Source organism: Microbispora bryophytorum (assembly GCF_006874465.1).
Classification (GTDB): domain Bacteria; phylum Actinomycetota; class Actinomycetes; order Streptosporangiales; family Streptosporangiaceae; genus Microbispora; species Microbispora bryophytorum.
In genome coordinates this window covers 167,055-185,345 of the sequence record NZ_VIRL01000003.1, presented here as the reverse complement: position 1 = coordinate 185,345, position 18,291 = coordinate 167,055, and the positions used below count along the sequence as shown (strand labels likewise).

At 71.9% G+C, this 18,291-nt stretch carries 18 protein-coding genes; 5 read left to right on the top strand and 13 right to left on the bottom strand.

All coding sequences use genetic code 11. The features are described 5' to 3' along the window. Positions 1 to 30: 30 nt before the first annotated feature. Genes FLX07_RS08385 through FLX07_RS08375 form a run of 3 tightly spaced genes read right to left on the bottom strand, consistent with a single transcriptional unit; the run spans position 31 to position 2,102 of the window. Positions 31 to 612 carry a PH domain-containing protein gene (locus FLX07_RS08385; RefSeq protein WP_142569264.1) on the bottom strand — a complete coding sequence of 194 codons (582 nt, stop codon included), beginning with the start codon at positions 610 to 612 and terminating at the stop codon, positions 31 to 33. Beyond that, positions 609 to 1,697, bottom strand: a complete 1,089-nt coding sequence (locus FLX07_RS08380; RefSeq protein WP_142569263.1) for an adenosine deaminase — start codon at positions 1,695 to 1,697, stop codon at positions 609 to 611. Before FLX07_RS08380 ends, FLX07_RS08385 begins: the two co-directional genes overlap by 4 nt. Before the next feature lie 51 nt (positions 1,698 to 1,748). Further along, a complete protein-coding gene (locus FLX07_RS08375; protein ID WP_142569260.1) occupies positions 1,749 to 2,102 on the bottom strand; it encodes a cupin domain-containing protein in 354 nt (117 codons plus the stop codon). A 132-nt stretch (positions 2,103 to 2,234) separates the two neighbouring features. On the opposite strand from FLX07_RS08375, the gene FLX07_RS08370 reads away from it, so the two are divergent. Then, positions 2,235 to 3,113: a GNAT family N-acetyltransferase gene (locus FLX07_RS08370; protein WP_142569258.1), complete on the top strand. Its 879-nt coding sequence runs from the start codon at positions 2,235 to 2,237 to the stop codon at positions 3,111 to 3,113. Between the two features lie 140 nt (positions 3,114 to 3,253). On the opposite strand, the gene FLX07_RS08365 is transcribed toward FLX07_RS08370, so the two are convergent. Beyond that, positions 3,254 to 4,696: an MFS transporter gene (locus FLX07_RS08365; protein ID WP_167748158.1), complete on the bottom strand. Its 1,443-nt coding sequence runs from the start codon at positions 4,694 to 4,696 to the stop codon at positions 3,254 to 3,256. A 103-nt stretch (positions 4,697 to 4,799) separates the two neighbouring features. Here FLX07_RS08365 and FLX07_RS08360 point away from each other — a divergent pair, with 103 nt between their 5' ends. After that, positions 4,800 to 5,258: a MarR family winged helix-turn-helix transcriptional regulator gene (locus FLX07_RS08360; RefSeq protein ID WP_142569254.1), complete on the top strand. Its 459-nt coding sequence runs from the start codon at positions 4,800 to 4,802 to the stop codon at positions 5,256 to 5,258. A 105-nt stretch (positions 5,259 to 5,363) separates the two neighbouring features. Here FLX07_RS08360 and FLX07_RS08355 read toward each other — a convergent pair whose 3' ends face one another. Together FLX07_RS08355 and FLX07_RS08350 are read right to left on the bottom strand one after the other, a co-directional pair. Then, the gene (locus FLX07_RS08355) at positions 5,364 to 6,182 is read right to left on the bottom strand and encodes a VOC family protein (protein ID WP_142569252.1); all 819 of its coding nucleotides are present in this window, start codon (positions 6,180 to 6,182) and stop codon (positions 5,364 to 5,366) included. 72 nt (positions 6,183 to 6,254) lie between these two features. After that, on the bottom strand, positions 6,255 to 7,457 hold the full coding sequence (locus tag FLX07_RS08350) for an MFS transporter (RefSeq protein ID WP_142569249.1): 1,203 nt from the start codon (positions 7,455 to 7,457) through the stop codon (positions 6,255 to 6,257). Between FLX07_RS08350 and FLX07_RS08345 the strand changes: the two genes are divergently transcribed. The 3 genes from FLX07_RS08345 to FLX07_RS08335 all read left to right on the top strand — a co-directional run bounded on the left by FLX07_RS08345 (position 7,456) and on the right by FLX07_RS08335 (position 9,843). Then, complete coding sequence (locus tag FLX07_RS08345; RefSeq protein WP_244311152.1) at positions 7,456 to 8,496, top strand: ArsR/SmtB family transcription factor; 1,041 nt, start codon at positions 7,456 to 7,458, stop codon at positions 8,494 to 8,496. The two genes, FLX07_RS08350 and FLX07_RS08345, sit on opposite strands and share 2 nt — an antisense overlap. A 30-nt stretch (positions 8,497 to 8,526) precedes the next feature. Further along, positions 8,527 to 9,072 (top strand): helix-turn-helix domain-containing protein, encoded by a 546-nt coding sequence (locus tag FLX07_RS08340; RefSeq protein WP_229689531.1) that lies wholly within the window; start codon positions 8,527 to 8,529, stop codon positions 9,070 to 9,072. Between the two features lie 138 nt (positions 9,073 to 9,210). Then, entirely contained in the window at positions 9,211 to 9,843 is a 633-nt protein-coding gene (locus FLX07_RS08335) for a LysE family translocator (protein WP_142569247.1), read from the top strand. Positions 9,844 to 9,964: 121 nt separating this feature from the next. On the opposite strand, the gene FLX07_RS08330 is transcribed toward FLX07_RS08335, so the two are convergent. From FLX07_RS08330 to FLX07_RS08300, 7 genes are all read right to left on the bottom strand, one after another. Next, positions 9,965 to 11,251 carry a thymidine phosphorylase gene (locus tag FLX07_RS08330; RefSeq protein ID WP_142569246.1) on the bottom strand — a complete coding sequence of 429 codons (1,287 nt, stop codon included), beginning with the start codon at positions 11,249 to 11,251 and terminating at the stop codon, positions 9,965 to 9,967. A 10-nt stretch (positions 11,252 to 11,261) separates the two neighbouring features. Further along, a complete protein-coding gene (locus FLX07_RS08325; RefSeq protein ID WP_142569244.1) occupies positions 11,262 to 11,651 on the bottom strand; it encodes a cytidine deaminase in 390 nt (129 codons plus the stop codon). Beyond that, the gene (locus FLX07_RS08320; RefSeq protein ID WP_142569241.1) at positions 11,648 to 12,919 is read right to left on the bottom strand and encodes an ABC transporter permease; all 1,272 of its coding nucleotides are present in this window, start codon (positions 12,917 to 12,919) and stop codon (positions 11,648 to 11,650) included. Before FLX07_RS08320 ends, FLX07_RS08325 begins: the two co-directional genes overlap by 4 nt. A 58-nt stretch (positions 12,920 to 12,977) precedes the next feature. Then, positions 12,978 to 14,108 carry an ABC transporter permease gene (locus FLX07_RS08315; RefSeq protein WP_142569239.1) on the bottom strand — a complete coding sequence of 377 codons (1,131 nt, stop codon included), beginning with the start codon at positions 14,106 to 14,108 and terminating at the stop codon, positions 12,978 to 12,980. Continuing rightward, on the bottom strand, positions 14,105 to 15,640 hold the full coding sequence (locus tag FLX07_RS08310) for an ABC transporter ATP-binding protein (protein WP_142569908.1): 1,536 nt from the start codon (positions 15,638 to 15,640) through the stop codon (positions 14,105 to 14,107). Before FLX07_RS08310 ends, FLX07_RS08315 begins: the two co-directional genes overlap by 4 nt. A gap of 101 nt (positions 15,641 to 15,741) precedes the next feature. Then, positions 15,742 to 16,770 (bottom strand): BMP family lipoprotein, encoded by a 1,029-nt coding sequence (locus FLX07_RS08305; protein ID WP_229689530.1) that lies wholly within the window; start codon positions 16,768 to 16,770, stop codon positions 15,742 to 15,744. A 207-nt stretch (positions 16,771 to 16,977) separates the two neighbouring features. Continuing rightward, a complete protein-coding gene (locus FLX07_RS08300) occupies positions 16,978 to 18,018 on the bottom strand; it encodes a BMP family lipoprotein (protein WP_223853033.1) in 1,041 nt (346 codons plus the stop codon). Positions 18,019 to 18,291 lie beyond the last annotated feature (273 nt).

The following is an 18,291-nucleotide window of genomic DNA, read 5'->3' as shown; positions in this document are numbered from 1 at the left end:
CACAGCGCCGCACAAGGCCTCTCTCCGTGGTCAGGAGAGGGCGAAGGCGGCCACGACCAGGGCGAGCGCGGCGGCGACGGCCGCCAGGGCGGACGGCGACCAGGTGACCCCGGTCTCGCCGGAGGAGCTCTCCCGGCGGGACCGGCTCATCTCCGTGAGCTGGTCGGCCACCCAGTCGGCATGGGTGCGGGCACCGACGGCCTCGGCCGCCGCCCGCTCGGCCTTGTTCGCCGACCTGGCCGCCTTCGCGGCCCGCCCGGCGGCCCTGACCCGCTCACGGGCCGTCGCCTGGGGCGCCCAGCAGCGCACGGTGGTGTCCCCGGACGCGATCATGATGGCGTTGGTCACGGACACGTCGTCCACGCCGTTCCACGGGATGTAGGCGTTCCTGAACACGTTGCGCACCCGGACGCCGCCCTCCTCGGCGACGACGGCGGGCCGCAGCGCCATCACGAAGACCAGCGCCGTGATGACGCCGAGCACCGCGCCCGCGATCAGCGCGCTGGGCAGACGGCCGTGGGCCGTCAGGTCCCACACGTTCCAGGCGGCGAACAGCATCCAGGCCCAGCCGAGGAGCCAGGCCACCTTCGACCGGAAGACCTGCGGCTTCATGCGCCCCACTTCATCTGCGCGTAGCCGGGTTTGATCACGCCGTTGATCAGCGCGAGCCGTTCGTCGAACGGGATGAAGGCCGACTTCATCGCGTTGACCGTGAACCACTGCAGGTCGTCCCAGTCGTAGCCGAAGGCGTCGACCAGCGTGGCGAACTCCTGCGACACGCTCGTCCCGCTCATCAGCCGGTTGTCGGTGTTGACCGTCACCCGGAAGTACAGGCGGCGCAGCAGGCCGATCGGATGCTCGGCGATCGACGGGGCCGCCCCGGTCTGCAGGTTCGAGGTCGGGCACATCTCCAGCGGGATCCGCTTGTCGCGGACGTACGCCGCCAGCCTGCCGAGCTTGGCCTCGCCGTCGTCCGGCACCGTGATGTCGTCGATGATCCGCACGCCGTGGCCGAGCCGGTCGGCGCCGCACCACTGGATGGCCTGCCAGATCGACGGCAGCCCGAATCCCTCCCCCGCGTGGATCGTGAAGTGGGCGTTCTCCCGCTGGAGGTACTCGAACGCGTCCAGGTGCCGGGTGGGCGGGTAGCCGGCCTCGGCTCCGGCGATGTCGAACCCGACCACGCCGAGGTCCCGGTAGCGTACGGCGAGCTCGGCGATCTCCATCGAGCGGGCCTGGTGGCGCATGGCCGTGAGCAGGGTGCCCACCCGGATCCGCGGCCTGCCGTCGGGCCCGGCCGAGCCGAGCCGGAAGCCTTCGAGCACGGCCTCCACGACCTGGTCGAGCGACAGGCCACGGGAGGTGTGCTGCTCCGGTGCGTACCGGACCTCGGCGTACATCACGCCGTCGTCCGCCAGGTCCTCTGCGCACTCCGCGGCCACCCTGACCAGCGCCTCGCGGGTCTGCATCACCCCGACGGTGTGCGAGAACGTCTCCAGGTAGCGCTCCAGCGAGCCGGAGTCCGCGGACTGCCTGAACCAGATCGCCAGCTCATCGGGGTCGTACGTCGGCAGCGTGTGGCCGCATTCGCGGGCGAGGTCGACGATCGTGCCGGGCCGAAGCCCGCCGTCGAGATGGTCGTGCAGGAGCACCTTGGGCGCCCTGCGAATCTCCTCCAGCATGGGCAGCCTGGTCATGCGCCCTCCTCGCCGCCGTCGTTGTTCCGGCAATCCTAAGCCTGGCCGTCCTCAGTCCTCGCGGTTGGCGGTGTCCGGGGAGAACGCGGGCAGGCAGACGGCCACGTACTCCGCGCCGGACGGCCCGGAGCTGTAACGGATCTTCTCGCCGGGCTCGCTGACGAACGCCTGGCCCGCCTCCACCACGGTCGTGCCGCCCGCGTGCTCCACGACGACCGACCCCTTGAGCACGAGCGTGTACTCGGCGAACTCCGGGGTCTGCGCGGGCTCCTCCCAGCCGGGCGGGGCCACCATGCGCGCGATGGAGACCTGCTCGTCGCCGCTGTTGACGCGGCCGACGTACTCCTCGATGACCTTGCCACCCGGCACCGGAATACGGGTGGGGCCCTCAATCCTCCTGACCATGCCGCCCAGTGTGTCAGTTGATCCGGAATCACGTCATATGCGCATATCCCCACGCCGCTTCGGCGGCGTTCCGTCACAGGCCGGGGCACCCGGGGGCGCTACCGTCGGAGGGCCGTCGAGGGAAAGGTGCCCATGAAGCCAGCAGACCCGTCCGCCCTGCCCGTCCGCCGCCTCGGCCTCGCAGACCTGCCCCACTGCATGGACCTGGCACAGGACCGCTCCTGGCCGAGGGAGGAGCGCAAGTGGCGGCTCCTGCTGGAAAGCGGCGAAGGTTTCGGCATCGACGCCCCGGACGGCGGCGGACTCGTGGGAACCGTCGTGCTCACCCGCTACGGCAGGACGGCGGCCGCGGTCGGCATGATGCTGGTCGCCTCCCGTTACGGCGGGCGAGGGCTGGGGCGCCGTCTCCTGGGCCACGTCCTGGCGGAGGCCGGCGACGCGACCCTGTTCCTGTACGCGACGGAGTACGGCCGGCCCTTGTACGAGAAGCTGGGCTTCGAGACGGTCGGCCTGATCGAGGCGCGGACCGGCCGCTTCGACGCCGGCGACGAGCCGTACGGCGGGCCGGGTCCCGGCCGGAGCTCCTCGCGGCCGGCCGAGCCCGGGCGGGACCTGGCCGCGCTGTGCGCCCTCGACGTCGAGGTCTTCGGGGCGGACCGGTCGCGCCTGCTGGCCCGCCTGTTCACCTTCGCCGAGCAGGTCAGGGTCGCCGAGCGGGACGGCGCGCTCACCGGCTACGGGGCGGCCTGGCGGAGCGGTGACCGGCTGTTCGTCGGGCCGATCGTCGCGGAGGACGACGAGACTGCCCGCGCCCTCATCACGGATCTGGCCCGGGACGCCGACACCCGGATCAGGATCGACCTCGGCCACCACCGCCGGGAGCTGACCTCGTGGCTGGCCGGGCACGGCGTGCCGCAGACCTCCACGACGTCGTTCATGGTCCACGGGGGGCGGGCGCTCCCCGGCGACCGGTCCCGTCTCGTCGCCTCGTTCATGTCGGCGCTCGGCTGAGCGGACAGGGGCGGGCGCGGCCTCGCGGAGTCCGGCGCACCGCGCCGCGTCGGCTCCGGCGGCCATGCGGACGGCGTCAGGGGGCGCCCCGGCGACCGGGACGCCCCCTCATTCGAGGACGGCGGGGAACCGCGGAAGGGTCAGACCACCTCCAGCACCGTTTCCTCCCGTGCCTCGACCGGCCGCCGCCCGGATCGCCGCGCGGATCGCCGCCCTGGCCGGAGCCCGGTGAGGGCGACGGCCAGGCCGACGAGGGCGAACCCGGCCGAGACCACTATCGCGGCGCGGAAGCGGACGATCGGGTCACCGCCGCCCGCCCCCGAGGTCAGGACGGCGGTGACGATCGCCAGCACCACGGCTCCGCCGACCTGGCCGGAGGTGTTCAGCAGGCCCGAGGCGAGCCCCTGCTCCTCGTCGCTCACCCCCGCGGTGGCCTGGATGTTGAGCGAGGGGAACGACAGCGCGAACGCGATGCCCAGCAGGACCATTCCCGGCAGCACCATCGTGAGCAGGCTGGGGTGGAGGTCCACCCGCAGGAACACCGCGTACCCCGCGAGCAGCGCCACCGAGCCCACCACGATCAGCCGCGCGGTGCCGAAGCGGTCGGCGAACCCGCCCATCTTGGTCGAACTGATCGCGACCAGCAGCCCGGACGGCAGGAACGCGAGGGCGGTCTCCAGGGCGCTCCAGCCCAGCAGGTTCTGGAAGTACTGCATCGCCACGAACTGGAAACCGACGTACGAGCCGAACAGGATGACCAGACCGAAGTTGGCCCGGGCGAGCGGCGCGGAGCGCAGGATGCCGAGCCGGACCAGCGGATGCCGCACCCGGCGCTCCAGCCAGACGAACAGGCCGATCAGGGCGGCGGCCCCGGCGAGCGACAGCACGGTGCGCACCACGCTCACCTTGGGCGCCTCCACGACGGCGAAGACCAGGAGCAGCATGGCCGCGGTGATGGTCGCGGCGCCGAGGAGGTCGTGGCCGCCCTCGCCGCGCTCCTCGCTCCGCTGGAGCAGCCGCGTCCCGGCCACGAGAGCGATGATCGCGACGGGCACCGGCATGAAGAACGTCCAGCGCCATCCGATCTCGGTGAGCAGGCCGGACAGGACCAGCCCGAGCGAGAAACCGCTGGCACCGCAGGCGGTGAAGATGCTCAGGGCCCGGTTGCGGGCGGGCCCCTCGGCGAACGTCGTGGTGATGACGGACAACGCGGCGGGCGCGGTGAACGCGGCGCTGACGCCCTTCACGAAACGGGCCGCGATCAGCAGCGTCCCGTCGCTCATCAGCCCGCCGAGCAGCGAGGCGACCGCGAAGACGGCCAGGGCGATCAGGAAGACCCGGCGGCGGCCGAGCAGGTCGGCGGTCCGGCCCCCGAGCAGCAGCAGACCGCCGTATCCCAGCACGTAGCCGCTCACCACCCACTGCAGGGATGAGGTGGACATTCCGAGATCGGCCTGGATGGAGGGGAGCGCCACCCCGACCATCGACACGTCAAGGGCATCGAGGAACACGACGGCGCAAAGGACGGTGAGGACACCCCACAGGCGGGCCCCCCAGCGCTCGTCCTGAGTGGAAGAAGTCATGGCACCGAAACTTACATGCACATGCATTCAATGCACAAGCAAATAATGTGAATGCATCTAATGTGCGCGCATGGTATGGTCGCGACGAGAAAGGCGGTCTCGCATGAACGACATCGACACCGGCTTCGTGGTCATGGCCTGGCGCGAACTGCTCGCCCGGCACGCGGAGGTGTCGTGCGTGCTTGAGCGGGAGCTGAGCGACAAGCACGGGCTCGGCCTGAGCGAGTTCGAGGTGCTGGAGCGCCTCGTGGAGGGCCAGTCCCTCCATGCCGAGCCGGGGACGGTCAAGTTCCGCGTGCAGGAGCTCGCCCACCAGGTCCACCTCAGCCAGAGCGCCCTGTCACGCCTCATCGCCCGCCTGGAACGCGAGGGACTCGTCACCCGCGCGCTGTGCGAGGCGGACCGGCGCGGGGTGTTCGTGCACGTCACCGAGGAGGGCCGGCGACGGCACGCGGAGGCGATCCCCACCCACCGGGCCGTCCTGTCCGCGCACCTGTTCCCCCACCTGGTGAACGCCGGCTACGCCCCGCCCGTCCCGGATGAGGCGCCTCGCCCCGTCTGATCGTGAGCCTCGCGCCGGCGCGCGAGCAGGCCGGACGCGCCGGCTCCCGGGAAGGCGGCGGGGTCGGACGAGCAGGGTCGGATGAGCACAGTCAGACCAGCGCAGTCAGACGAGCGTGAGGGGCACGCCGTCCGCGTCCACCAGCACATCGTCGGGTGCCACCCTCGCGCCCGCCTCCGTCAGCCGCAGGGCCGCCTCCTCTGGGTCCTCGACGGCGAGGGCGACGCGCCGGAACCCCCTCCGGCACGGGTCGGGGGTCCACGGGCTCGCGGTCGTGGGGGCGGCGAACGTGAACACCTCCAGGACCGCGTCCCCGGCCAGCAGGTACGTGATCAGGAAGCCTCGCGGGTCCTGGTCCTGCGTGATCTGGCCGACGACCTCGTAGCCGAGTGTGTCGCGGTAGAAGGCCAGCGCGACGTCGAGGCCGGCGGACGTGACCGCCACGTGGTCGAAGACCGGCGGGGCCGTACGCGGCCTGCTCAGGGCGGCGAGGCGCTCCCGCTCGGCCAGTTCCGGTGAGGCGACCCGGTGATACCGCAAATAGTTGTCCGTGATCTCCAGATGGGTGCCGTCCGGGTCCTGGAAGAATGCGATGCGCACGCCGCCGACCGCGTCGAGCGGCGGCAGCGTGAAGGGCACCCCGGCGTCGCGGACGCGCTCGGCCCGCAGATCGACGTCGCCGACCTTGAATCCGATGTGCCGGATGCCGCGCTGGAGGTCGTCGTTCACCCAGCCGCCGAGATCGCCGTCGCCCGTCTCGACCAGTTTGAGCAGCACGGACCCCGCCGCCAGCCAGGCGACGCCCGGGCCTCCCACCGGCCCCTGCGCCGGGGCGAGATCGAGCAGGTCGCGGTAGAAGCCGAGCGAGCGGGCCAGGTCGGCGACGCCGATCTCGACATGCCGGATGCCCCGCTGATCGGACATGGCTCTCCCCTCTGCGCGTCCGGCCGGTCCGGCGCGGCAGGACCACCCTGGCACACCGTCTCGTACGGCCGATCACACCGCCCTCCCGGCAGGCGCGGAGGAGCGGGCCTCCCCCGTCACGCCGGCCCGCAGGCCGGGCGCCAGCGCGAGGGTGACCACGACGGAGGCCACCGCCATCACGCCCATCGCGGTCGCGGCCGAGGTGAACTGGGCCACCGCCCCCGCGACCGCCGCGCCGGCCCCCTGCATGGTGAGCATGCCGGACGACTGCAGCCCGAGCGCCTGCCCGCTCATCTCCTCCGGCGTGACGGCCATGAGGCGTTCCTGGAGCAGCAGGCTGGCCGAGTATCCGGCCGAGGCGAGCACGACGGCGGCGACCGCGACCGGCAGGGACGGGTGGAGGAGGAAGACCAGGTACGGCACGGCGAGCAGCAGCCGCAGCGGAGCGCCCAACCGCTCGCGCCACCGCTTGGGGACGAACCGCCCCATCAGCGTGTCACCGGTGAGCATCCCGACGGCGGCGCAGGCGAACAGTGGCCCGGCGTGCCGCGAGTCGTAAGCGACGTACAACGACTCGCAGCCCACGATCAGGCCGTTCGGCACCCACAGAGCCAGGTAGAGGCGGCGGCGCAGCCCTGACGACCAGAGCGCGCGGTTGATCCGCCACGTCTGCGCGGGCGAGGGCCGTCCCTGCGCGCGGGGCGGGCGGTCGGTGAGCCCCCACCGGGCGACGGCCGCGGCGGCGAGGTACAACCCCGCCCCGGCGAGCAGGGTGCCGCGCGGGGACAGCGCGGTCATGAGCACGCCTCCGGTGACGAAGCCGATGATCTGCTGCACGCCGACCGACATGCTGAGCACCGAGCGGCCGAGCAGGTAGCCGTCCCTGGGCAGGATCTCGTTGAGCAGCCCGAACCGGACGCCGCCGCCGAGGGAGGCGGCGAGCCCCACGCCGAGGACGACGGCGAACACCGCCCACAGCGGCAGCCCGGGCACGGCGAGCGCGGCGGTGCCGGCGCAGTGGACCAGCGCCAGCGCCGTCATCGCGGCGCGCGGAGGCAGCCGGTCGGCGGCCGACAGCAGCACCGTCGCCCCGACCACCTGCGCGAAGGACGAGCCGAACATGCTCAGCGCCGACAGCAGCGGCGACCCCGTCGCCCCGTACACGAGCGTGCCGAGCGCCAGGCCGCTCACTGTCGAGGCCGCCACCTGCGCGGACGCGAGGGTGAACAAGGGCGTGTATTCAGGGGTGCGGAACAGTTCCCGATAGGTGCGCATGGCGGGAGCCTCGATCACCGCCGCGCTGCGCCGTTATTGTTTCGCGGGGAGGCGAAACATGGGCTGGTGGCTGGTCGACGCCGACACTCTCGCGGAGAGCCGGTTCGTGATCTCTCCGCTGGCCGAGGCGACCGCCTGCCTGTACACCCTGGAGAGGGCGTCGGCCGGGCACCCGGGCGAGCGGGCATGGCTCGACGCCCACCTGCCCGCCTTCCGGGCCCTCCTGGCCGGCGACCCGATCACGGCGTTGCTGCTGAGGGCCGCGCGGGGACGCAATTGGACCGCCGACTTCCTCACGCCCGCTCCGACCGGCGAGGGCGAGCCCACCTTCGAGGAGGAACTGGCCGTCGTCCGCGCGACCCCGCCCGAGACCGCGTACGCCGACATCGAGGTGGCGCTGCGCGGCCCGTTGCCGGAGCGGCTGCGCCGCCCCGACCTGTCCGAGCGCGCGGCCGGCCTGCTGGAATGGGTGTGGACGCGGACCGTGCTGCCCGACTGGCCGCGCCGCCGGCGGATCATGGAGGCCGACATCGTCGCCCGCGTGGGCCAGGTCAGCCAGGGCGGCTGGGCCGCCGCGCTGAACGACATGCGCAAGGGGATGCGCTGGCTCGGCGGCGATCGGCTGCAGATCAACACCTACGACTACCCGCCGAGGCGGATCGGCGGGGCGAGGCTGATGTTCGTCCCGGTCACCCCCCGGCAGGCGTGGGCCGCCTGGACGGCGGGCCGGCACTACGCACTGATCTACCCCTGCTCGGGAACGCTGGCCGAGCCGGACCGGGCGCCGGTGCCCGAGGCCCTCGGCAGGCTGCTCGGCCCGGCGAGGGCGCGGGTGCTCGTGCTGCTCGCCGCTCCGAAGAGCACGACCCATCTAATGGCGCTGACCGGCCAGGGCCTGGGATCGGTGGGCCGGCATCTCAAGGTGCTCCTCGACGCCGGTCTCGTACGGCGTCGACGGGCGGGGCGGTCGGTCCTGTACTACCGCACGCCTCTCGGCGACGCCCTCGCGGCGAGCGACGCGGACCATCGTTCGTTATAGTGAACGTATGGTTCCGTTGAAGATGCCGCCGTGAGTGGAACGGCGGCGGCGATCGGCGCCCAGATCCGGCTGCGCCGGACGCAGCGCGGGATGAGCGCGGCCGAGCTCGCCCGCCGGGCCGGTCTCGGCAAGGCGACGCTGTCCAGCCTGGAGGCGGGCACCGGCAATCCGACGATCGAGACGCTGGAGGCCGTCGCCCTGGCGCTGCACATCCCCCTGACCGACCTGCTGACCAGGGACACCGACGCCGGTCCCGTCCACCTGCCCTCGACGCCCGCCGCCGGCGACGGGCCGACACGCGAACTGCTGCGCCGGATCGGCAGCGGGCACAGCCTGGAGCTGTGGCGGCTGCGCGTGCCCCCGCACACCGACCTCGACGGCGTCCCGCACGCGCCCGGCACGGTCGAGCACCTGCTTGTCGCCGCGGGCGAGATCACGGCCGGGCCGGACGACGACCCGCGCCTCCTCGGGCCGGGTGACCTGCTGGCCTTCGCGGGCGACCGCCCGCACCGCTATCGCACCGGCGACGCCCCGGCGGACGTCACCGTCGTCATCGCCTCGCCCGTGGCCGGCTGAGCCCGCCGCCGTCTCCCCATCCCTGCCCTCCTATCCCAGCCCCCCGCCCCCGGCCCTCAGCCCCCAACCCTCAGCCCTCTGACTTTCCTGCCCCGAACCGTCCGTCGGCCGGCCGAGCCCGGCCAGGAAGGACCCGCCATGTCGTGGCTGCCGTTGTTTCCCCTGCTCGGCGTCTGGATCCTGGTGGTGATGAGCCCGGGCCCCGACTTCCTCATCGTGCTCAGACACTCGGCCGGCGGGTCGCGGCGCAGCGGCGTGCGCGCGGCCGCGGGCGTCGTCACCGGCCTCGGCGTCTGGGCCGTCGCCGGTCTGTTCGGCGTCACCGTGCTCGTCCAGCGGTTCGAGTGGCTCTACTTCGCCGCCCGCGTCGCCGGAGCCCTGTTCCTCATCGTGTTCGGCGTGGCGACCATCCGCGCCGCTCGCAGGCGGTCGTCCCCGGCCGGCGACGACGCGGCGCCGGCCGTCGCCATGCACGGTCCGGGCAGGCTGCGCGAGTGGCGCGCCGGGCTGCTGACCAACCTCGCCAACCCCAAGGCCCTCGTCTTCTTCGGCGCCCTGTTCGCCAGCCTGCTCCCGCACCGTACGGACCTCGCCATGCGGGCGGTCACGCTCGGCGCGATGCTGGCCGTGGCGTTCGCCTGGTTCTCGGCCGTCGCGTTCCTGGCCGGCAGCCCGTGGATCACCAGGGGCTACCGGCGGCTGCGGAAGAGGCTCGACATGCTCACCGGCGGCCTGTTCGTCGGCATGGGCGCACTGCTGATCACCCGCTGATCACCCGCTGACCTCTCGGTGACCTCTCGGTGGCCGAGCACATCGGTGAGGTGCGTCAGCCATTCGAGGAGATCACGTCCCGGCCGTCCACGGGGTCGGACGAAGTCGCGCCCCGGGCCGGTCAGGCGGTGAGGCGGTCGATCACCAGGGGGAGCAGCTCGGCGCCGTCCCCCTCGCCGATCTCGTACGCGCCCTCCAGAGCCTGGAGGGCCCGGTCGAACCTGGCGGCCTCGTCGGCGTGCAGGGTCATCAGCGGGGCTCCGGCGCGCACCGTCTCGCCGGGCTTGGCGTGCAGGACGATGCCCGCGCCGGCCGACACCGGGTCCTCCTTGCGGGCGCGGCCGGCCCCGAGCCGCCAGGCGGCCACCCCGACCTTGAGCGCGTCGAGCGTGCGCAGCGTGCCCGAGGCGGGGGCGGTGACCACGGCCGACTCGGCGGCCGTCGGCAGCGGCGCGTCCGGGTCGCCGCCCTGGGCGGCGATCATGCGCCGCCAGGCGTCCATGGCCGAGCCGTCCTTCAGCGCCTCCTCCGGGTCCCTGGCGCCCGGGACGGCGGCGGCCTCCAGCATCTCCCTGGCCAGCCGTACGGTGAGTTCGACCACGTCGGCGGGGCCGCCACCGGCGAGCACCTCGACGGACTCCTCGACCTCCAGCGCGTTGCCCACCTTCAGGCCCAGCGGCCGGTCCATCGCGGTGAGCAGGGCGACCGTGCGCACCCCGGCGTCGGTGCCGAGCTCGACCATCGTCCGCGCCAGCTCCCGCGCGTCGTCCACGTTCTTCATGAACGCGCCGGAGCCGGCCTTCACGTCGAGCACGAGCGATCCCGTGCCCTCGGCGATCTTCTTGGACATGATCGAGGAGGCGATCAGCGGGATCGACTCGACCGTGCCGGTGACGTCGCGCAGCGCGTAGAGCTTCTTGTCGGCGGGCGCGAGACCCGCGCCCGCCGCGCAGACGACCGCCCCGGCCGAGCGGATCACGGCGAGCATCTCGTCGTTCGACAGCGACGCCCGCCAGCCGGGGATCGACTCCAGCTTGTCCAGCGTGCCGCCGGTGTGCCCGAGACCCCGCCCGGACAGCTGCGGCACGTACGCGCCGCAGGCGGCTACCAGCGGAGCCAGCGGCAAGGTGATCTTGTCGCCGACCCCGCCCGTGGAGTGCTTGTCGGCCGTGGGCCGGTCGAGGGAGGACCAGTCCATCCGCTCCCCCGACCTGATCATGGCCTGGGTCCAGTCCGCGATCTCCCTGCGGTTCATGCCGTTGAGCAGGATCGCCATCAGCAGCGCCGACATCTGCTCGTCGGCCACCTCGCCCCGGGTATACGCGTCGATCACCCAGTCGATCTGGGCGGTCGGCAGCTCACCCCGGTCGCGCTTGACGGTGATGACCTCGATCGCGTCGAACCCCACGCTTCCCCCTCTATCGCGACAGATCGTCGGGCCCGAAGGCGAACGGCAGGAAGTCGGCCATCCGCATCGGCCCGTCGGGCGTCTCCACCAGCAGGTCCCGCCCGCCGTGCTCGAACAGCAGCTGGCGGCAGCGGCCGCACGGCATCAGCAGCTCGCCGTGGCCGTCCACGCAGGTGAAGGCCACGAGCCTGCCGCCGCCGCTCGCGTACAGCGCCGAGACCAGCCCGCACTCGGCGCACAACCCCACGCCGTACGACGCGTTCTCCACGTTGCAGCCGGTCACGACCCGGCCGTCGTCGACGAGGGCCGCGGCTCCCACGGGAAACTTCGAATACGGCGCGTACGCGTGGGTCATGGCCTCGCGGGCCGCGACCTGCAGCGCCTCCCAGTCGATGCTCATTTCGCCTGCCCCCTTCGATACGGGACGCCGTCGGCCGCCGGCATGCGCAGGCGTTGTGAGGCCAGCGACAGCACCAGCAGCGTGGTCAGATGGGGGGTGAACGAGGTGAACTGCTCCGGCACGGTGTCCGTCACGGCGAACACCGCGAACACCGCGATCGCCACGACCGCGGTGATCAGTGCCGCGCCCCCGCGCCGCTGCCGTACGAGCTGGTAGACCGCCACGGCGGCGAGCAGCAGCGCGACGACGAGCAGCAGCGCGTGCACCGAGATGCCGCCCTGCCGGAGCTGGAGCGCGTCGGTGTAGCCGAACAGCGCCGCGCCGCCGGCGAGCCCGCCGGGACGCCAGTTGCCGAAGATCATGGCGGCGAGGCCGATGTAGCCGCGTCCGCCCGTCTGCCCGTCGCGATAGATGCCCGCGGCCACCAGCGACAGGAACGCGCCGCCGAGCCCGGCAAGCACACCGGAGACGAGCACGGCGGCCCACTTGTACAGGTAGACGTTGACGCCCAGCGACTCCGCCGCGACCGGCCGCTCGCCGCACGCCCGCAGGCGCAGGCCGAACGGCGTGCGCCACAGGAGGTAGAACGACAGCGGGACCAGCAGGATCGCCAGGATCGTGAACCAGGACACGCCCTGGGTGATGCCCCGCAGCACGCCCGCGAAGTCCGACACCACGAACCAGTGCCCGGCCTCGACCGTCCGCAGCGGATCGTCGAGGAAACTCAGGCTCACCGTGCCCATCTTGGGCAGCGGCGGCGAGTTCTTCGTCCCGCCGCCCGGCATGCCGTCGAAGACGAGCTGGGACAGGTACTGGGTGAAGCCGACGCCGACGATGTTGATCGCCACGCCGGAGATGATGTGGTCGACGCCGAAGGTCACGGTCGCGACGGCGTGGATCGCCGCGCCCAGCGCCCCGCCGACGGCGCCCGCGACCACGCCCGCCCAGGGGCTGTGGAACTGGAGGGCGCCCCAGGCGGCGAACCAGGTGCCGAGCACCATCATGCCTTCGAGGCCGATGTTGACCACCCCGGCCCGCTCCGACCAGAGGCCGCCGAGACCGGCGAGCCCGATCGGCACGGCGAGGCCGAGCGCGGCGCTGACCGTGCCCGCCGAGGTGATGTCGTTCGCCCCGGTCACCAGCCGCGCGACCGACAGCAGCACCACGAGCCCGGCCAGGCCGAGCAGGAGCACCGGCGCCGACAGCCGCAGGCGCCGCGCCGGGGGTGTCTCGACCGGGCGGTCGACCGGGAGGTCCGTCGCCGTCATGCCGTCTCCTCGATTCCGTCCGGCCCGCCGCGTCCGCCGTCTCGCGCGCTTCGCTCGCTCATGCCGCCGCCCCCGCCTTCGGCGCCTCCTGTGGCGCGGCGAGCTCTCGGCTGACTCTGCGCTGCTCCGCGACGATCCGGTAGCGGTGGACCAGCTCGTACGCGATGATCACGGACAGCACGACGACGCCCTGCATGATCTGGACGATCTCCTTGGAGATGTCGAGCAGCTGGAGCTGGTTGGACGAGTTGTCCAGGAAGCTCCACAGCAACGCGCCGACCGCCATGCCGACCGGGTTGTTGCGGCCGAGCAGGGCGATCGCGATGCCCGTGAAGCCGAGACCGGCCGGGAAGTTGTTGCTGTACTTGTAGGAGGCGCCGAGCAGTTCCGGCATGCCGATCAGACCGGCGACCGCCCCCGACATGACCATCGTGACGACGATCATCTTCTTCACGCTGACGCCGCTGGCCACCGCGGCCGACTCGGACTTGCCGGTCGCCCGCAGCTCGAAGCCGAACCGGGTGCGGTTGAGCACGACCCAGTACGCGACGCCGAGCACGACCGCGACCACGATGAAGCCGTTGACCAGCACCGGCGTTCCGGCGATCAGCGGGATGCCCGGCATGTGCGCGTCGTCGGGGATCGGCCTGGTGCCGAGGTCGTTGCCGGTCAGCACGCCGAAGTGCTCGCTGACCAGCCACGACCCGAGGCCCGTGGCGATCGCGTTCAGCATGATGGTCGAGATGACCTCGCTCACACCCCGGTACACCCGGAGCAGACCGGCGATCGCGGCCCACAGGGCGCCGACGATCACCGCGACGACGACCACGAGGACGATGTTGAGCACGCCGGGCACCACGGCGGCGCCGCCGAGCCCGGCGGCGACCACGGCCGCGAGCCGGTACTGACCGTCCACGCCGATGTTGAAGAGGTTCATCCGGAAGCCGACGGCCACCGCGAGTGCGGAGATGTAGTACATGACCCCCGTGTTGAGGATCATGGCCATCGACCGCGGCTGGGTGCCGTAGTCCGCGAGGGTGGTGAACGCCTCGACCGGATCGCTGCCCGCGATGAGCAGGACCACCGAGGTGATCAGCACCGCGAAGGCGACCGCGATGACCGGCGCGGCGACGGCGAGCCAGCCGCCGAGGCGCACCCGGCCGAGCAGCCGGTCGACGAACCCGTTCATACGCCCTCCCCGGCGCCGGTCATCGCCGAGCCCAGTTGCTCGGGGGTCACGTTCGCGGGATCGACGTCGGCGACGATCCTGCCGCGCAGGATCACCTTGAGCGTGTCGGACAGCCCGATCAGCTCGTCGAGGTCCGCGGAGATCAGCAGCACGGCCAGCCCGGCGGCGCGCGCGGTGCGCAGATGGTCCCAGATGGCCGCCTGCGCGCCGATGTCCACGCCGCGGGTGGGGTGGCTGGCGATGAGCAGCACGGGGTCGCCGCTCATCTCCCGTCCCACGATCAGCTTCTGCTGGTTGCCGCCGGACAGCGTGGCCGCGTCCACGTCGATGCCGGGCGTGCGCACGTCGTACTCCTCGACGATGCGGCGGGTGTCGGCCCGCGCGCCGGCGCGGTCGATCCACGGGCCCCTGACGTTGGGCCGGCGGGTCTGGTGGCCGAGGATGCGGTTCTCCCAGAGCGGCGACTCCAGCAGCAGGCCGTGCCGGTGGCGGTCCTCGGGGATGTAGCCGATACCGCCGGCGCGCCGCCTGAGCGTCGACCACTGGGAGATGTCGGCCCCGCCGAGCGTGAGCGCGCCCGCCTCGCAGGGGCGCATGCCCATGATCGCCTCGACGAGTTCCGCCTGGCCGTTGCCCTCGACACCCGCGATGCCGAGGACCTCGCCCCTGTGGATGTCGAAGCTCACGTTCTCGACCACCGGACGCCCGTCGCCGGTGCGCACGGTCAGGTCGCGTACGGACAGAGCGACGACGTCGGTGACGGTCGACTCACGGGTCTCGGGGCTGGGCAGCTCGCTGCCGACCATGAGCTCGGCGAGCTTGCGGGAGGTCACGTCCTTCGGGTTCACGGTCGCCACGGTGGTCCCCCGCCGGATGACGGTGATCTCGTCGGCGACTCGCAGGACCTCGTCCAGCTTGTGGGAGATGAACAGGATCGTCAGCCCCTCGCGGACCAGGCCGCGCAGGTTGTCGAACAGCTCGTCCACCTCGTGGGGCACGAGCACGGCGGTCGGCTCGTCCAGGATCAGGATGCGGGCGCCCCGATAGAGCACCTTCAGGATCTCCACCCGCTGCCGGTCGCCGACCCCCAGGTCCTCGACCTGCGCGTCCGGCCGTACGCCCAGGCCGTACGCGTCGGAGATCTCTTTGATCTTCTTACGCGCGGCGGCGAAGTCGAGGGCGAGGCCGCCGCGGCGCGGCTCGCTGCCCAGGACCACGTTCTCCAGCACGGTCAGGTTGTCGGCCAGCATGAAGTGCTGGTGGACCATGCCGATGCCCGCGGAGATGGCGTCGGCGGGGGTGTGGAAGCCCACGGGCGACCCGTTGACGCGGATCTCGCCCTCGTCGGGGCGCTGCATCCCGTACAGGATCTTCATCAGCGTGGACTTCCCCGCGCCGTTCTCGCCGACGATGGCGTGGATGTGCCCTTTGGCGACGCGGAGGTGAATGTCGCTGTTGGCGACGACTCCCGGGAACCTCTTGGTGATCCCGGCGAGCTCTACTGCAGGTTCCGTAACGGTCGCGGCGGTAATGTCGGCCTCCTCCTCGCGGAGTGCCCGGTGACGGTCAAGTGGTAGTGAGAGTAGAGCAAAGGGCCCGGGGCGGGTACCCCCGGGCCCCTCGATTACGCAGGTCAGGACGTCGGGACCGTGATCTCGCCGCTGATGATCTTCTGCTTGTACTCGTCGATCTGCGACTTGATGTCGTCGATCTTGCCGCCGGTCGTGGAGTAGTCCACGCCGCCCGCCTTGAGGTCGTAGACCGACGGGCCCGACTTGACCGCGCCGGTGGTGAAGTTCTTCAGGAAGTCGAAGACCGCGACGTCGACCTTCTTGGTCATCGAGGTGATGATCACGTCCTTGAAGTCGGCGTACGCCGGGAGCGCCGCCTGGTCGGAGTCGACGCCGATCGCCATCGCGTTCGCGGCCTTGGCCGCCTCGAAGACGCCCGCACCCGAACCGCCGGCCGCCTGGTAGACCACGTCCGCACCGGCGTCGTACATGCCCTGCGCGGCCGTCTTGCCCTTGGCCGGGTCGCCGAAGCCGCCGAAGTCCGGAGGCTGGGTGAGGTACTTGCTCTGGATCTTGATGTCCGGCTTGACGGCCTTCGCGCCGGCCTCGTAGCCCGCCTCGAACTTGTGGATCAGCGGCACGTCGACGCCGCCCACGAAGCCGATGTTGCCCTTCTCGGACTTCAGCGCCGCCGCGACCCCCACGAGGAACGACCCCTGCTCCTCGGCGAACATCAGGTTCGTGATGTTGTCGCCCTTGGCCGCGTCGTCGTCCACGATGGCGAACTTGACGTCGGGGAACTCCTTGGCGACCTTCGCCACGGAGCCGGAGTAGGCGAAGCCCACCGCGACGACCGGGTTGTAACCCCCGGAGGCGAGCAGGCGCAGCCGCTCCTCCTTCTGGGCGTCGGTCTCGCCCTGGGTGGCCTCCAGTTCCTTCTTCTCGACCTTGAGCTCCGACTCGGCCTTGTCCAGGCCGGCCGCGGCCGCGTCGTTGAAGGAACCGTCGCCGCGGCCACCGATGTCGTACGCCAGACCGACCTTGACCTGCGCGGCGGCGGGCGCGGAGGACGCGCCGGCCGAAGCTCCGGTCGTGGTGGTGTCGTCGCCGCCCCCACACGCGGCGGCGGCCATGAGCAAGGCCCCGCCCACAGTGGCAGCGGCCAGTTTGCTAACTCGATTGTGGAGCAAGGTCGTGACTCCCCTTCCGTTCCCCGCCCGTCTGACTCCCGTCGCACGCACGCAGGAACGCACGGCAACCCTGCACGGAAGATAGTTGTTTGACCTGCATAGACCAAACCCGCACACCAGTCCGCAACATGTCCGTTATTCACCCCACGCCGCACCGTGACCGGGGCGTCAGCCTGGGGAAACCTTGAGCCTGCCGTGGATGATCTCCTGCTTGAGCCGCTCCAGGCGCGGATGGAGGTCGGCGATGTGGCCGCCGGTCAGGCTGTAGTCGACGCCGCCGCGCTTCAGGTCGTACACGATCCGGCCGCTGGTGACGGTGTGATCGGCGACGCCGGCGAGGTAGTCGTAGACCGCGACGTCGATCCTTTTGATCATCGAGGTCAGGATCACGTGGCGTACGGCGGGGTCGGCGCTCTTGGCCTGGTCGTAGTCGACGCCGATGGCCCACGCATCGGCCTGATCGGCGGCGCGGAACACCCCGGCGCCCGAGGCCCCGGCCACCTGGTAGACCACGTCGGCCCCGGCCCGGTACATGCGCCGCGCGGTCTTGCACGCCTTGTCCGGCCGGTCGAAGCCGCTCAGGTCGTGCGGGTCCGCGAGGTAGGCGATCCTGATCCGCGCCCGCGGCTTCACATGCTTCACGCCCTGGACGTAGCCGACTTCGAACTTCCTGACCAGCGGCGACCGGTTGCCCCCGACGAAGCCGACGTCGCCGGTGCGCGACCTCATCGCCGCCGCCGCGCCCATCAGGAACGAGCCCTGCTCCGAGGCGAACAGCAGGTTGGTGATGTTGGGGCCGGACACCGTCGGCTCGTCCACGATCGCGAACCGGGTCCGGGGAAACCTGGGGGCGATGCTCGCCAGCGCCGGCGCGTACGAGTAGCCGACGGCGATGATCGGGTCGTAGCCCGCCTCGGCGAGCGCCCGCACCCGCTCCACCTTGCGGCCGGCGGGCTCGCCCTGCGCGGCCTCGACCTCCCGCACCCGCAGGCCGGTCAGGTTGCGCTTGGCTTCGTCCACTCCGGCGGCCGCGGCGTCGTTGTAGGACCGGTCGCCCCGTCCGCCGATGTCGTACACGAGCCCGACCTGCAGCGGGCGGGAGCGCGGCGTCGTCGTCTCCGCACCGCCGCCGCATCCCGCGGCGACGGTCACGGCGGCGGCGACGGCACCCGCCATCACCGCCCGGAACGCCCGCAATCGGACCTCCAACCCGGAATGGTGGTCCCCGATCCGCGATACCCGCTGGGCGCGTGGGAGAACACGCCGGACAAAGACCCTGACCGATTAATCCGTTTTGAGTCAATATGGGCGAGTAAGGGATACCGATCTTCCGGACGCGGGGGGAGAGACGTCGGGCAGGGCGGTGTACGGTTCAGCGCCGTTCAGCGGCGCGGCGTTGTTCGGTGGCGCCATCCGTTCAGCGCGGCCTGTTCGGCGCCGTCTGGTCAGCGCGGCCTGTTCAGCGCAGTCTGGTCAGCGCCG

Excerpts from the sequence above, each read along its gene's own strand:
- FLX07_RS08350 (WP_142569249.1), bottom strand. The coding sequence starts at position 7,457 with ATGCGCACCTATCGGGAACTGTTCCGCACCCCTGAATACACGCCCTTG.
- FLX07_RS08380 (WP_142569263.1), bottom strand. The coding sequence starts at position 1,697 with ATGACCAGGCTGCCCATGCTGGAGGAGATTCGCAGGGCGCCCAAGGTG.
- FLX07_RS08335 (WP_142569247.1), top strand. The coding sequence starts at position 9,211 with ATGTCGTGGCTGCCGTTGTTTCCCCTGCTCGGCGTCTGGATCCTGGTG.
- FLX07_RS08320 (WP_142569241.1), bottom strand. The coding sequence starts at position 12,919 with ATGACGGCGACGGACCTCCCGGTCGACCGCCCGGTCGAGACACCCCCG.
- FLX07_RS08325 (WP_142569244.1), bottom strand. The coding sequence starts at position 11,651 with ATGAGCATCGACTGGGAGGCGCTGCAGGTCGCGGCCCGCGAGGCCATG.
- FLX07_RS08365 (WP_167748158.1), bottom strand. The coding sequence starts at position 4,696 with ATGACTTCTTCCACTCAGGACGAGCGCTGGGGGGCCCGCCTGTGGGGT.
- FLX07_RS08345 (WP_244311152.1), top strand. The coding sequence starts at position 7,456 with ATGGCGGGAGCCTCGATCACCGCCGCGCTGCGCCGTTATTGTTTCGCG.
- FLX07_RS08385 (WP_142569264.1), bottom strand. The coding sequence starts at position 612 with ATGAAGCCGCAGGTCTTCCGGTCGAAGGTGGCCTGGCTCCTCGGCTGG.
- FLX07_RS08315 (WP_142569239.1), bottom strand. The coding sequence starts at position 14,108 with ATGAACGGGTTCGTCGACCGGCTGCTCGGCCGGGTGCGCCTCGGCGGC.
- FLX07_RS08375 (WP_142569260.1), bottom strand. The coding sequence starts at position 2,102 with ATGGTCAGGAGGATTGAGGGCCCCACCCGTATTCCGGTGCCGGGTGGC.
- FLX07_RS08370 (WP_142569258.1), top strand. The coding sequence starts at position 2,235 with ATGAAGCCAGCAGACCCGTCCGCCCTGCCCGTCCGCCGCCTCGGCCTC.
- FLX07_RS08355 (WP_142569252.1), bottom strand. The coding sequence starts at position 6,182 with ATGTCCGATCAGCGGGGCATCCGGCATGTCGAGATCGGCGTCGCCGAC.
- FLX07_RS08360 (WP_142569254.1), top strand. The coding sequence starts at position 4,800 with ATGAACGACATCGACACCGGCTTCGTGGTCATGGCCTGGCGCGAACTG.